This is a genomic window from Pseudomonas kairouanensis, from assembly GCF_004682055.1.
Classification (GTDB): Bacteria; Pseudomonadota; Gammaproteobacteria; order Pseudomonadales; family Pseudomonadaceae; genus Aquipseudomonas; species Aquipseudomonas kairouanensis.
In genome coordinates this window covers 66,597-78,669 of record NZ_QUZU01000016.1, presented here as the reverse complement: position 1 = coordinate 78,669, position 12,073 = coordinate 66,597, and the positions used below count along the sequence as shown (strand labels likewise).

Annotated in this window: 17 protein-coding genes; 8 read left to right on the top strand and 9 right to left on the bottom strand. The window is 61.9% G+C overall.

Annotated features, from left to right (window positions below; translation table 11 throughout):
- Positions 1–23: 23 nt before the first annotated feature.
- Positions 24–986, top strand: coding sequence for a thioredoxin-disulfide reductase (gene trxB / locus DYL59_RS14880; protein ID WP_135289882.1), 963 nt, complete (start codon positions 24–26; stop codon positions 984–986).
- A 182-nt stretch (positions 987–1,168) separates the two neighbouring features.
- On the opposite strand, the gene DYL59_RS14875 is transcribed toward trxB, so the two are convergent.
- Genes DYL59_RS14875 through DYL59_RS14850 form a run of 6 tightly spaced genes read right to left on the bottom strand, consistent with a single transcriptional unit; the run spans position 1,169 to position 4,105 of the window.
- Positions 1,169–1,510 carry a HopJ type III effector protein gene (locus tag DYL59_RS14875; protein WP_135289881.1) on the bottom strand — a complete coding sequence of 114 codons (342 nt, stop codon included), beginning with the start codon at positions 1,508–1,510 and terminating at the stop codon, positions 1,169–1,171.
- Positions 1,503–1,799 (bottom strand): DUF1244 domain-containing protein, encoded by a 297-nt coding sequence (locus DYL59_RS14870; protein WP_065908484.1) that lies wholly within the window; start codon positions 1,797–1,799, stop codon positions 1,503–1,505. The genes DYL59_RS14875 and DYL59_RS14870 overlap by 8 nt, the downstream gene beginning before the upstream one ends.
- 23 nt (positions 1,800–1,822) lie before the next feature.
- Positions 1,823–2,194, bottom strand: a complete 372-nt coding sequence (folX, locus tag DYL59_RS14865; RefSeq protein WP_046026786.1) for a dihydroneopterin triphosphate 2'-epimerase — start codon at positions 2,192–2,194, stop codon at positions 1,823–1,825.
- Between the two features lie 2 nt (positions 2,195–2,196).
- Positions 2,197–2,757, bottom strand: a complete 561-nt coding sequence (gene folE / locus DYL59_RS14860; protein ID WP_135289880.1) for a GTP cyclohydrolase I FolE — start codon at positions 2,755–2,757, stop codon at positions 2,197–2,199.
- 20 nt (positions 2,758–2,777) lie between these two features.
- Positions 2,778–3,488 carry a dihydromonapterin reductase gene (gene folM / locus DYL59_RS14855; protein ID WP_135289879.1) on the bottom strand — a complete coding sequence of 237 codons (711 nt, stop codon included), beginning with the start codon at positions 3,486–3,488 and terminating at the stop codon, positions 2,778–2,780.
- Positions 3,489–3,544: 56 nt separating this feature from the next.
- Entirely contained in the window at positions 3,545–4,105 is a 561-nt protein-coding gene (locus tag DYL59_RS14850) for an antibiotic biosynthesis monooxygenase (RefSeq protein WP_135289878.1), read from the bottom strand.
- 212 nt (positions 4,106–4,317) lie between these two features.
- On the opposite strand from DYL59_RS14850, the gene DYL59_RS14845 reads away from it, so the two are divergent.
- Positions 4,318–5,265 (top strand): MerR family transcriptional regulator, encoded by a 948-nt coding sequence (locus tag DYL59_RS14845; protein ID WP_135289877.1) that lies wholly within the window; start codon positions 4,318–4,320, stop codon positions 5,263–5,265.
- Between the two features lie 2 nt (positions 5,266–5,267).
- On the opposite strand, the gene DYL59_RS14840 is transcribed toward DYL59_RS14845, so the two are convergent.
- Together DYL59_RS14840 and DYL59_RS14835 are read right to left on the bottom strand one after the other, a co-directional pair.
- A complete protein-coding gene (locus DYL59_RS14840) occupies positions 5,268–5,873 on the bottom strand; it encodes a hypothetical protein (protein ID WP_135289876.1) in 606 nt (201 codons plus the stop codon).
- Between the two features lie 58 nt (positions 5,874–5,931).
- Positions 5,932–6,399 (bottom strand): PAS domain-containing protein, encoded by a 468-nt coding sequence (locus DYL59_RS14835; protein ID WP_135289875.1) that lies wholly within the window; start codon positions 6,397–6,399, stop codon positions 5,932–5,934.
- Between the two features lie 141 nt (positions 6,400–6,540).
- On the opposite strand from DYL59_RS14835, the gene DYL59_RS14830 reads away from it, so the two are divergent.
- Positions 6,541–6,996: a flavodoxin gene (locus DYL59_RS14830; protein WP_135289874.1), complete on the top strand. Its 456-nt coding sequence runs from the start codon at positions 6,541–6,543 to the stop codon at positions 6,994–6,996.
- Here DYL59_RS14830 and DYL59_RS14825 read toward each other — a convergent pair.
- Positions 6,977–7,873, bottom strand: coding sequence for a LysR family transcriptional regulator (locus tag DYL59_RS14825; protein ID WP_135289873.1), 897 nt, complete (start codon positions 7,871–7,873; stop codon positions 6,977–6,979). The genes DYL59_RS14830 and DYL59_RS14825 overlap by 20 nt on opposite strands.
- Before the next feature lie 97 nt (positions 7,874–7,970).
- Between DYL59_RS14825 and DYL59_RS14820 the strand changes: the two genes are divergently transcribed.
- From DYL59_RS14820 to DYL59_RS14800, 5 genes are all read left to right on the top strand, one after another.
- Complete coding sequence (locus DYL59_RS14820) at positions 7,971–8,342, top strand: CidA/LrgA family protein (RefSeq protein ID WP_135289872.1); 372 nt, start codon at positions 7,971–7,973, stop codon at positions 8,340–8,342.
- The gene (locus tag DYL59_RS14815; protein ID WP_135289871.1) at positions 8,332–9,018 is read left to right on the top strand and encodes an LrgB family protein; all 687 of its coding nucleotides are present in this window, start codon (positions 8,332–8,334) and stop codon (positions 9,016–9,018) included. Before DYL59_RS14820 ends, DYL59_RS14815 begins: the two co-directional genes overlap by 11 nt.
- 150 nt (positions 9,019–9,168) lie before the next feature.
- Complete coding sequence (locus tag DYL59_RS14810; RefSeq protein WP_135289870.1) at positions 9,169–9,951, top strand: class II aldolase/adducin family protein; 783 nt, start codon at positions 9,169–9,171, stop codon at positions 9,949–9,951.
- Entirely contained in the window at positions 9,951–10,853 is a 903-nt protein-coding gene (locus DYL59_RS14805) for an alpha/beta fold hydrolase (RefSeq protein WP_135289869.1), read from the top strand. The genes DYL59_RS14810 and DYL59_RS14805 overlap by 1 nt, the downstream gene beginning before the upstream one ends.
- Before the next feature lie 256 nt (positions 10,854–11,109).
- A complete protein-coding gene (locus DYL59_RS14800) occupies positions 11,110–12,021 on the top strand; it encodes an SDR family oxidoreductase (protein WP_135289868.1) in 912 nt (303 codons plus the stop codon).
- The last annotated feature ends 52 nt before the right edge of the window (positions 12,022–12,073 follow it).

The following is a 12,073-nucleotide window of genomic DNA, read 5'->3' as shown; positions in this document are numbered from 1 at the left end:
CGGGCGGTCGACAGGAGTGAGTCATGTCTGATACCCGTCATTCGCGAGTGATTATTCTCGGTTCCGGCCCTGCCGGTTACAGTGCTGCGGTCTACGCTGCCCGGGCCAACCTCAAGCCGCTGCTGATCACCGGCATGCAGGCGGGCGGTCAGTTGACCACCACCACCGAAGTCGATAACTGGCCGGGCGACGTCCACGGCCTGACCGGCCCGGTGCTGATGGAGCGCATGAAAGAACACGCCGAGCGCTTTGAAACCGAGATCGTCTTCGACCATATCAACAAGGTCGACTTCTCCAAGAAGCCTTACAGCCTGGTCGGCGACAGCGGCGTGTACACCTGTGACGCGCTGATCATCGCCACCGGCGCCAGCGCCCGTTACCTGGGCCTGCCATCGGAAGAAGCGTTCATGGGCAAGGGCGTGTCCGCCTGCGCGACCTGCGACGGTTTCTTCTACCGCAACAAGCCCGTGGCTGTGGTGGGTGGTGGCAACACTGCGGTGGAAGAGGCGCTGTACCTGGCCAACATCGCCAGCACTGTGACCCTGGTTCACCGCCGCGAGACCTTCCGCGCCGAGAAGATCCTGATCGACAAGCTCCACGCCCGTGTGGCCGAAGGCAAGATCATCCTCAAGCTCAACGCCACCCTGGACGAAGTCCTGGGCGACACCATGGGCGTGACCGGTGCCCGCCTGAAAAACAACGACGGCAGCTTCGACGAGCTGAAAGTCGACGGCGTGTTCATCGCCATCGGCCACACGCCGAACACCTCGTTGTTTGAAGGTCAGCTGGAATTGAAAGACGGCTATCTGATTGTGCAGGGTGGCCGCGAAGGCAACGCCACTGCCACCAGCGTTGAAGGCATCTTCGCTGCTGGTGACGTGGCTGACCACGTGTACCGCCAGGCCATTACCTCGGCCGGCGCCGGTTGCATGGCGGCACTGGATTCCGAGCGTTACCTCGACGGTTTGAAGGACGCTTCGTTCTAAATCGTTGAGCTAAAAAAACCGGCTGCGAGGCCGGTTTTTTTATGCCCGCGATTTAATGATCAACGCAGAACAAATGTGGGAACGGGCTTGCTCGCGAAAGCGGAGTGTCAGGCGCTCTATGTATCGACTGATCCACCGCTTTCGCGAGCAAGCCCGCTCCCACATTTTGATCTATGCCCGACTCAGGATTTGCGGGTCAGGGGCTGCGCGGTGAGCTTCACACCTGCCAGGCCGTGGGCAATCAGTGCACGGATATTGGCGTGGTCACTGCCTTCTGGCGTGGCCACCACCGAGCGGTAATGCTCACCAAACGCCAGCAATGCCTCCTGGTCACCCAAGCCTTCCAACAAGGCCAAGCCCAAGGTCTTGCACGATCCTTCATTCTGCCCGGCGGCGTTTTCCACATCGCCATTGGTGAAGGCTTGCGGCTGGTAGTCGTAACCTGCAGCAATAAACGCCAGGGTATCGGCAAACACATGTTCGCCGCTCTCGAGGCTCGCACGCAGGGTGTTCAGATCAGTCATGGGTTTTTCCTTTGGCGAACGCGGCCTGTTGGTCGGCGCTGGCTTCTTTCTGGTATTGGGCTTTCCACTCGGCGTACGGCATGCCGTACACCACTTCGCGGGCGTCATCGAGGCTCAGCTCGATATGGCGCTCATCGGCCTCGGCCTTGTACCACTTGGACAAGCAGTTGCGGCAGAAACCGGAGAGGTTCATCAGGTCAATGTTCTGCACATCCTTGCGGCTGTCCAGGTGCGCTACCAGCCGGCGGAAGGCGGCGGCTTCGAGTTCGAGGCGTTGTTGGTCGTTCATAGGGTTCACGCAAATCTCAAGGGTTAGCGGCTGGCCGCCAGGGTAATCGACACCGACTCGGCAAAGCGCAGCGCGTGGGGCTTGTCCACTTCGACCTCGGCGTACAGCACCGATTCATTGGTCATTACCAGGTCCAGCAGTTCCTGGGTCAGGCGCTCCAGCAGGGCAAAGCGGTTGCCCTCGACGTGGGCAATGATCGCCTTGGTGATGGTGCGGTAGTTCAGCGCGTGGTCGATGTCGTTGTCGCGCACGGCTTCCTGGGCGGCATACAGGATGGTCAGGTTGATCAGCACATCCTGCTTGTTGAGGATCTCGTCCTCATTGATGCCGATGTAGGTGCGCAGGCACAGGTCCTTGACCCGGATGCGCGCCATGCCTGGTTGAAGTTGTGGCATTGCTACTTGCTCCGTCCAATCAGTTGCAGGAACTCCATGCGCGTGGTGTTCGACTCGCGGAACGCGCCGAGCATCACCGAGGTGTTCATGGTTGAATTCTGTTTTTCCACGCCGCGCATCATCATGCACATGTGCTTGGCTTCGATCACCACCGCCACGCCGGCGGCCTGGGTGACTTGCTGGATGGCGTCGGCGATCTGCCGGGTAAGGTTTTCCTGGATCTGCAGGCGCCGCGCGTACATGTCGACGATGCGCGCCAGTTTCGACAGGCCCAGCACCTTGCCGGTCGGAATATAGGCCACATGGGCCTTGCCGATAAAGGGCAGCAGGTGATGCTCGCACAGCGAGTACAGCTCGATGTCCTTGAGGATCACCATTTCGTCATTGTCGGAGGTGAACAGCGCGCCGTTGACGATTTCATCCAGGCTCTGCTCGTAGCCGTGGCACAGGTACTGCATCGCCTTGGCGGCACGCTTGGGCGTATCCAGCAAGCCCTCGCGCTCCGGGTCTTCACCCAGGCCTTTGAGAATTTCACGGTAGTGTTGGGGCAGGGACAAGGTCATACAACATCCTCACAAACGGCTTACTTGATATGCCGCCCGCCGTTGACGGTCAGGGTGGTACCGGTGACATAGGGGTTATCCAGCAGGTAACGCACGCTCTGGTAGATCACTTCAGGCCCGGGCTCGATGCCCAGTGCCGACTTGGCCAGCACCTTGGCGCGGTAGGCCGCGTCGTCGTCTTCGTTGAACATCACCATGGCCGGGGCGATGCCGTTGACCTTGATCGACGGCGCCAACTGCGCGGCGAACGACAGCGTGAGGCTGTCCAGGCCGGCCTTGGTGGCGCAATAGGCGATGTGCTGGCGGCTGCCCTTGCGCACCACGTCATCGCTGATGTGCACGATGTCGGCGGGCGTTGAGCGTTGCAGCAAGGGTGAACAATGCAGGTTGATCAAGTACGGCGCAAGCATATGCACGCTGAACATGTCGCTGAAGGCCTGGCTTTCATGGTCAGGCGCTTCCGCGATCCAGGCCGAAGCGTTGTGGATGATGGCGCGCAGGCTGTGGGTGTGGGTGTTCAGTTCGGCGATAAAGGCCAGGATCCCGGCCTCGTTGGAGAAATCGGCAAACACACCGACTGCGCCGCGTTCGCGCAGGGCCTGCACACCGGGACGTTCGCTGCGGTAACTGAAAATCACCGCATGGCCCTCGTCCAGCAGGCGCTGGGCGCAATGCAGGCCGACACGTTGGCCGGCGCCGGTGATCAGGATCGGGGCGGCTGTAGCAGTCATGGGGGGCTCGATTCGCTGGCAGGCTCAAATCATACCAGCGACCGGGCCCCCTGTACTCACGCGGCGGCTTCGGTGGCCTTTCGCGGAGCGGGGGCGGGGTGCAGCCAGTTGGCCAGCAGGTGGGTCGACAGCGGTATGAACAGGTAAACCATCAATGGCGTGAGCGCCAGGGTGCTGACCAGTACGCGGGGCACCAGGTCCAGTTCGCCCAGCAGCGGGCCCAGTACGAAGTTGAAGATCAGCGACACCGGGAAAAACGCCAGCCAGATGGCCACAGCCTGCTTCCAGCGCGGCGGTCGTGCACCGGCGGCACCAAACCAGCCATCGATACCCTGCACGCGATGTTCGTGCGGGTGGGCAAACAAGTCGCTGCCACGGCTCAGCCAGGCGCTGCGGGACGCGGAAAACTCCCAGGCGTGCAGGGTTTTTTCATCGGCGAAGCGGAAAATGATCTGGAATTCATCGTCATTGGGCGGAGGGGCAAGCACGCCGGAGCCCAGGTAGCCGGGAAAGTCGGTAGCCAATTGCTCGCCTTCGCGCAGCCAGGCCATCAATTCTTCATAGCGACCCTTGGCCACGCGGCGCGCAACCATCAGGGTGACGGGAGAGGTAGACATTGTGTATCTCCAAATAAACGGGTGCACTGCCGGGTAGGTGGCGCACAAACGAAGCTGCGGGGTGTTGCAGCGACGTGGAAAAAACAGGCAAGGATTATTCCTGTTTTGCCAAAATACGCCAGACACTTCGGACCGCAAGCCGAAAACCTTGAATCAAGCGCGTTAATCAGCGTTAAATGCGACCCTCCCTACATGGAAGTTTGCGACTCCAGATGCCCGAGATCATTGCCCCTCAACGCGAAACCGCCCACGCCATCGAGGCTGATGCCGAGGTGCTATTCCCCATTCGCGAAGTCGCCCGCATGACTGGCGTCAACCCGGTCACCCTGCGTGCCTGGGAGCGGCGCTATGGTTTGATCCAGCCGGTGCGCACCGAAAGCGGGCACCGCCTGTACTCAAGCACCGATATCGAGACCGTGCACCGCATCCTCGACTGGATCGAGCGTGGCGTGGCGGTGAGCAAGGTGGGCAGGATCCTTGCCCGTGACGACCTGCACATTGAAAACGCCGGCATCGACGCCGATGTGGAGTGGGGCCAATGGCAAGGTCAATTGCGCACCGCCATCAGCGCCTTCGACGACCGGCAGTTGGACCGGCTCTACGGCCAGATCTTCGCCGCCTACCCCCTCGCCGTGGTGTTCCAGGACATCCTGATGCCGCTGTGGCAGCAGCTGTTGCGCCACCAGGGGCGTTTCGGCCAGGCCAGCGAGTGGCTGTTCTTCGACAACTTCCTGCGCGCACGTACGGCGCAACGTTTGCAAACGGCGGCCGCCGCGCCAGTGCCCAGGGTGCTACTGGCGGCCATCGCCGGAGAGTGTCGTGAACTGGAGTTGCTGGTGGCGGGCGTCCTGCTTTCGGGTGAACAGCAGGCCGTCAAAGTGATCGGCGTCGGCCAGCCCTTTGATGAACTCACGTTGATCTGCGAAAAGACCCGGCCCCAGGCCCTGGTGCTGTTTTCCAACCGCTCACCGGCCAGCGAATTGCCGCTGCGGCTCAAGCGCCTGGCGCTGACGTTGGACTGCCCGTTGTTGTTGGCCGGTGACGCCTCGGATTTGGCCGAAGAAAGCCTGGCAGGCTCGTCGATTGGCTGCCTGGGCAATGAAGGCGCGCTGATGCGCCGGCGCTTGCAGCAATTTTTGAGTGGCCGCCTGGATACCTGACCTCAGGCGTGCACTTCGGGGTGTGCCAGTCGATGCTGGTGCAGGATGAACTGGCGCAGACGCTCGGTTTCGTCGGCATCGCTGGGGTTCAAACGATAGGCAAACAGGCCGCGCGCGGTTTCTCGCTCGAAGGTGCCCCGCAGTGCAATGCGCTCATAGCCTGAGGGGCTGAACCACAGGGAAAAACTCTTGGGCGGGCGGATTCGGCCACGAATCTCCACCAGCACGCCCTTGAACGACACCTCATGCACCCACAGCGCGCCAGCATGGCCCTTGACGTTCTCCAGGGCCACCGGCGCTTCAAGCGCCAGGCGCCAAGGGCGGATCATCGGCCCATCTTCAAAGATCGTCGGCACACCCAAGCGCAAGTGCACGGCATGAAACTCGTCCTCCACCAGATGCAGGGGGAAGGTGAGCTGCTGATTGTCGAACTGCGCCTGGAGGGTGACGTGGTCGTGGGCGGCCAGCCGGGTGAGCAAATCGCGGATCTGCGCGCCGCCGTTAACCGTCAGGCTCGGCGTGGCATCCCGCAGGTTGAGCTGCGGGTTGTGGTGCATCATCTGAATGAAATCCAGCTCGTCCTGCGTCAGCAGTGCGTCACGTTGCATGGGGCTTGCTCAGCGGGTAGGTGTTAAAACGCCATTATCCTCTTAATGACCACTTTTCCTAATTATTGTTTGATCCACTCGTCGCCTTGAGTGTGGCCAATTCGGCCTTGAGCTCGGCCACCTGTGCTTCCAACTGCGCCACGCGTTGCTGGGCCTTGACCTGCACCGTCACGTCCTTTTGCACGCCCACGAAGTAGGTCTGTTTGTCGGCCGGGTTGTAGGTGGTGGAGAGCGACAGCTCGTTCCAGAAAGGCGTGCCGTCCTTGCGGTAGTTACGCAGGGTCTCGCGGCAGTTCGCGCCGTGGCCCAGGGCCTCGCGGATGGCGATCAGTGCCGGTTGGTCGCGGTCGCCGGACTGCAGGAACCGGCAGTCCTGGTAGAGGATTTCATCGCGGGTATACCCGGTCATGCGTTCGAACGCCGGGTTCACGTAGATCAGCGGCAAGTCCTTGCCTTCCCGTTCGGCAATCACGATGCCGTCGTTGGAGGCGTCGATGACCATTTGCATCAATTGAGCGTTAATCATTGCAGGGGGTAACCCATCCATTTGAGGTGACGCAAGTCTAAGGCACCGTGTCGATCTGTCCACGTCATCGCGACGTTTTTTCGTGTGCCGGGGTTGAGCTGGTAATATCCCACGCTTTCGCTCAACTACAGGATCAGATTGATGAAAGTCGCCATCCTTTCCGGCTCGGTCTACGGCACTGCCGAAGAAGTTGCCCGCCATGCCGCCGGTATCCTCAACGCGGCCGGGTTCGAGGCCTGGCACAACCCCCGCGCGACCCTGGCCGATGTGCAGGCCTTTGCGCCGCAGGCCTTCCTGGCAGTGACGTCCACCACCGGCATGGGTGAGCTGCCCGACAACCTGCAGCCTCTGTATTCGACCCTGCGCGATCAACTGCCCGCCGCCTTCCGTGGCCTGCCCGGTGCAGTCATCGGCCTGGGCGACGCCAGCTACGGCGACACCTTCTGTGGCGGCGGCGAGCAAATGCGCGAGCTGTTCGGCGAGTTGGGCGTACGCGAAGTGCTGCCGATGCTGCGCCTGGACGCCAGCGAAAGCGTCACCCCCGAAGCCGATGCCGAACCCTGGCTGGCCGAGCTGGTCACTGCACTGCGCGCTTGACCGGAAACTCGCGCAGCAACGCCAGCCAGGCCTGGGCGGCTTTGGACAGATAGGCGCCCTCACGCCAGATAAACGCAATGTCCCAGCGCAGGTAGTCGGGCGCCTTGAGCGTGAGGCGCACCACCCCCGGTCGTACCAGCCCACGGGCGACCACACTGGGCAGCAGCACCACGCCCTGGCCAGCCGCAACCAGCGCCACGAGGAAATCCGCCTGGCCACTGCGGCCCACTTCCCTGGGCGTAAAACCCACGCCCTGGCAGGCCTGCAGCAGCCGGTCGTTGAGCACAAAACTGCGTTGGTACATCAGGAACGGCGTGTCCGCCAATTCCTCCAGGCGCACCTGGGCGTTTTCTGCCAGCGGGTGATCCATCGGCAGCAGGGCGTCCAAGGGTTCATCGCAAAAGGCTTGCCAGGCGAAGGCCGGGTCGCTGGGCATCAGGCTGCCGCCCACGTCCAGTTCGCCATTGAGAATCGCCTGCTCAATGGTGCGACTGCCGCCTTCGAGCAGTTGGATGGTGACCTTCGGATAGCGTCGGCGGTATTCGGCAAACAGCCCGGCGAACAGGGTGTCGCCCGCCAGCAGCGGCAAGCCCAGGCGCAGTTCACCACGGGTGAGTTGCTGCATATCGTCCAGCTCGCTGAGCAATTCACCTTGCAGGCGCAGCATGGCCTCGGCCCGTTGCAACACCACCTCGCCCGCTGCCGTCAGGCGAATCTGCGAACCGGTGCGCTCCAGCAAAGGCGTGCCCAGGCTTTGCTCCAACTGCGCCACCTGCTTGCTGACGGCGGACTGGCTGATATGCAGGGTTTTCCCGGCCTGGGTAAAACCGCCACGGTGGATCACTTCGACAAAGCTGCGCAGCTGTTTGAATTCCATCGCTCAATTCCTGTTTGGAATAGCTGGCAGTCTAACAATTCGCTGTGGGGATGGCAGGCGGCTCTTTAAAATGAGCCCCTGCGAGGACCCAAAGCCCATGAAACGTTTCACCCGTCTGCTGATTGAACTGGTTGTGCTGTTGGCCATTTACCTGTTCGGTTGCCAACTGGCCGTATGGCTGGCGTGGCCGATTCCCGGCGGGGTGGTGGGCCTGGGCCTGCTGCTGGCAACCTTTGCCAGCGGCCTGGTCAAACCGGCTGCCCTGCAGCTGGGCGCCGGTGTGTTGATGGCGGAGATGCTGCTGTTCTTTATTCCCGCGCTGATGAGCTTGCTCGACTACGGCGGCCTGTTGCGCAATGACGGTTGGCGCATCCTGCTGGTGATCGCCTTCAGCACCCTGGCCGTGATGCTGGTGACCGCGTTCACCGTCGAGTGGGTATGCCGTTGGAAATTGCGCCATGAAGCTTGAGCTGATGCCGGTGTTCTGGCTCGCCCTCACCCTGGGGGCGTACGTGTTCAGCCGCTGGATTTACCGGCGCACCGGGCGCTACCTGCTGTCGCCGCTGATATTGGTGCCGGTGCTGCTGCTGGCCGTCGCGGTGCCGATGAACACTGCCTACGCCGAATACGCCGCCGATACCCACTGGCTGATGCTGGTACTGGGCCCGGTCACCGTGGCCTTCGCCGTGCCGATCTGGCAGCAGCGCCGCTTGCTGGCGCGGCACTGGTCGGCGCTGCTGCTGGGGATGGTCGCGGGCAGCGTGGCCTCCATCGCCACCTCGTTTGGCTTGGCTAAAGCTTTGGCGCTGGACAGCTCGGTGACGATGTCCCTCGTACCACGCTCCATCACTACGCCGTTCGCCATGCCGGTGTCGTCCGACCTTGGCGGCGTGCCGGAACTCACCGCTGTGTTCGTGATGTTTACCGGTGTGTTCGGGGCCATGCTCGGCGGCGTGCTGCTCAAGTGGCTGCCGCTGCGCACACCGCTGGCACGCGGCGCCTTGTTTGGCGTGGGCGCCCACGGTGCGGGCGTCAGCCGTGCGCGGGAAGTGGGGGGCGAAGAAGGCTCGGTGGCCGGTTTGGTGATGGTCCTCACCGGGCTGCTCAACCTGTTTGCAGCACCTTTATTGGCGGCGCTTCTCTGACGCCGCTTACACCGACTTGAACTATTCTCCAAGCTGACTCGTACGGTCATCAAGCTGGCTGCCAACGCTACTCCGGCGGCCAGGGTGTCTGACTAGACTGGCCCATCACTTAAAAAAACAATAAGAACGTGCGCCAAGGAGGTCATTGTCGTGAGCCTAGCCCCTGTCCCATCGCCACAAAATGTCAAAGATCAGGTCAGTGCTGCCGAGTGGCAGGCCCGCGTCGACCTTGCAGCCTGCTATCGCCTGGTGGCATTGCACGGCTGGGACGACCTGATTTTCACGCACATCTCGGCCAAGGTGCCGGGTACCGAAGATTTCCTGATCAACCCTTATGGGCTGATGTTCCACGAGATCACCGCGTCGAGCCTGGTCAAGGTCGACCAGGCCGGCACCAAGTTGATGGACAGCCCCTACGAAATCAACCCGGCGGGCTACACCATCCACAGCGCCATCCACGAAGTGCGCCACGATGTCACCTGTGTGCTGCATACCCACACCGCCTCGGGTGTCGCGGTGGCAGCGCAGAAGCAGGGCGTGCTGCCCATCAGCCAGCAATCGATCTTCGTGTTATCGAGCCTGGCCTATCACGCTTACGAAGGCGTGGCGCTCAATCATGAAGAGAAGGCCCGCTTGCAGGCCGACCTGGGTGAGAGCAATTTCCTGATGCTGCACAACCACGGGTTGCTGACCTGTGGCAGCACCATCGCCGACACCTTCCTGATGATGTTCACCTTCCAGCGTGCCTGCGATATCCAGGTGCTGGCGCAAACGGGTGGCGCAGAGCTTATTCCGATCGGCCAGCCGATTCTGGCCGGTGCCAAGGCAATGGTGGCCGCCGTGACCAAGAGTGCACAAGGTATGGGGGGCGCGCTGGCCTGGCCGGCGCTGCTGCGTAAATTGGACAGCCTTGATCCTGGGTATAAAACCTGATGCCACTCGCCGAGATCCCGCTTAGAGCCTGGCGCAAGCGCGGCCAGGACTTCGTCTTTCGCGGCCGCACCATCCGTTATTGGGTGGCGGGGCAGGGCGAGCCGTTGCTGCTGATCCACGGCTTTCCCACGGCCAGTTGGGATTGGCATTACCTGTGGCAACCCCTGGCCCAGCGCAACCTGGTGATCGCTTGCGACATGTTGGGCTTTGGCGACTCGGACAAGCCGTTGGATCACACCTATTGCCTGCTGGAGCAGGCGGACCTGCAACAGGCGTTGCTGGAGCACCTGGGCGTGGACCAGCCGGTGCATGTGCTGGCCCATGACTACGGTGACAGCGTCGCCCAGGAACTGCTGGCCCGGCACTACGAAGGTCGATTTGATATGGCCAGCTGCGTGTTTCTCAACGGTGGCCTGTTCCCCGAAACCCATCGCACGGCGCTGGTACAGAAACTCCTGCTCAGCCCGCTCGGCTGGATGGTTGGCCGAGCCTTCGGGCGCAATGCCCTGTCCGACAGCTTCAGCCAGATCTTCGGCCCCGGCACCCGGCCCAGCGAAAGTGCCCTGGATGATTTCTGGAGCCTGATCGATTGCAATGCCGGCCCGCGCATCCTGCACAAGCTCATCGCCTACATCCCCCAGCGCCGACGGCTGCGTGACCGTTGGGTGCACGCAATGCAGCAGGGTGATGTGCCGCTGCGGGTGATCGACGGTGAAGTCGACCCGATTTCCGGCGCCCATATGGTGGCGCGCTACCGCGAGTTGGTGCCTCATGCCGACACGGTGTTGCTGGCCCATATCGGGCATTACCCGCAGATCGAGGCGCCGGTGCAGGTGCTCAAGCACTACGTGGCGTTTCGGGAGGGCATCGGGCAGCCTGCGGCACGCCTTGCCTATTCCTGATTGAACACGGTCCCCCTGTGGGAGCGGGCTTGCTCGCGAATGCGGTGCGTCAGCTAAATATTCATTTACTGATCCACCGCATTCGCGAGCAAGACCGCTCCACAAAAAGCTCGCTCCACAATTAGAGCATCAGTGGTTCATCGGCCATCATCCCCTAGCCTTATCGCGCACCATTCAGCCCTAGCCGTAGTTATTGTGACCAAACTCGCTGTGCCCGACACTCAACCCATTCCCATTGTCACCTTCGGAGTTCGGTATGAGTGAGTCAGTGCAGTTCCAGGATAAGGTCGTGATCGTCACCGGTGCCGGCGGCGGATTGGGCCGGGCCCATGCACTGCTGTTCGCCCGGCACGGGGCCAAGGTGCTGGTCAATGACCTGGGCGGTTCCACCCAGGGTGAAGGCGCCAATGCATCGGCCGCCGACCGGGTCGTGGCCGAAATCCGCGAAGCCGGTGGTATCGCCCAAGCCAACTACGACTCGGTGACCGACGGTGACAAGATCGTGCAGAACGCCCTTGATGCTTTTGGCCGCATCGACGTGGTGGTCAACAACGCCGGGATCTTGCGGGACAAAACCTTCCACAAAATGGAAGACGGCGACTGGGACCTGGTGTACCGGGTGCATGTCGAAGGTGCTTACAAAGTCACCCGCGCCGCCTGGCCGCACTTGCGTGAGCAAGGCTATGGCCGAGTGATCTTTACCGCCTCCACTTCGGGCATCTATGGCAACTTCGGCCAGTCCAACTACGGCATGGCCAAGCTGGGCCTGTACGGCTTGACCCGCACCCTGGCGCTGGAAGGGCGCAAGAACAACATCCTGGTCAACGCCATTGCCCCTACCGGCGGCACGCGCATGACCGAAGGCCTGATTCCGCCGCAGGTGTTCGAGCGCCTCAAGCCGGAACTGGTCAGTCCGCTGGTGGTGTACCTGGGCAGCGACGCCTGCCAGGAAACCTCAGGGTTGTTTGAAGTGGGCGGTGGTTGGATCGGCAAGACCCGTTGGGAGCGCAGCCTGGGGGTGGGCTTTGATCCGGAGGCTGGTTTCTCCCCTGACGATGTAGCGGCGCATTGGCAGCAGATCTGTGACTTCGAAGGGGCGGCTCACCCCAATGACACTATCGAGTCTTTGAAGGAGATGATGGCCAATTTGCAGAAGTACAGCCTCTGATCGTTGCCAGAAAAGATTTGAATCCTGCGGGGCGCTGATGGCGCCCCGTTTT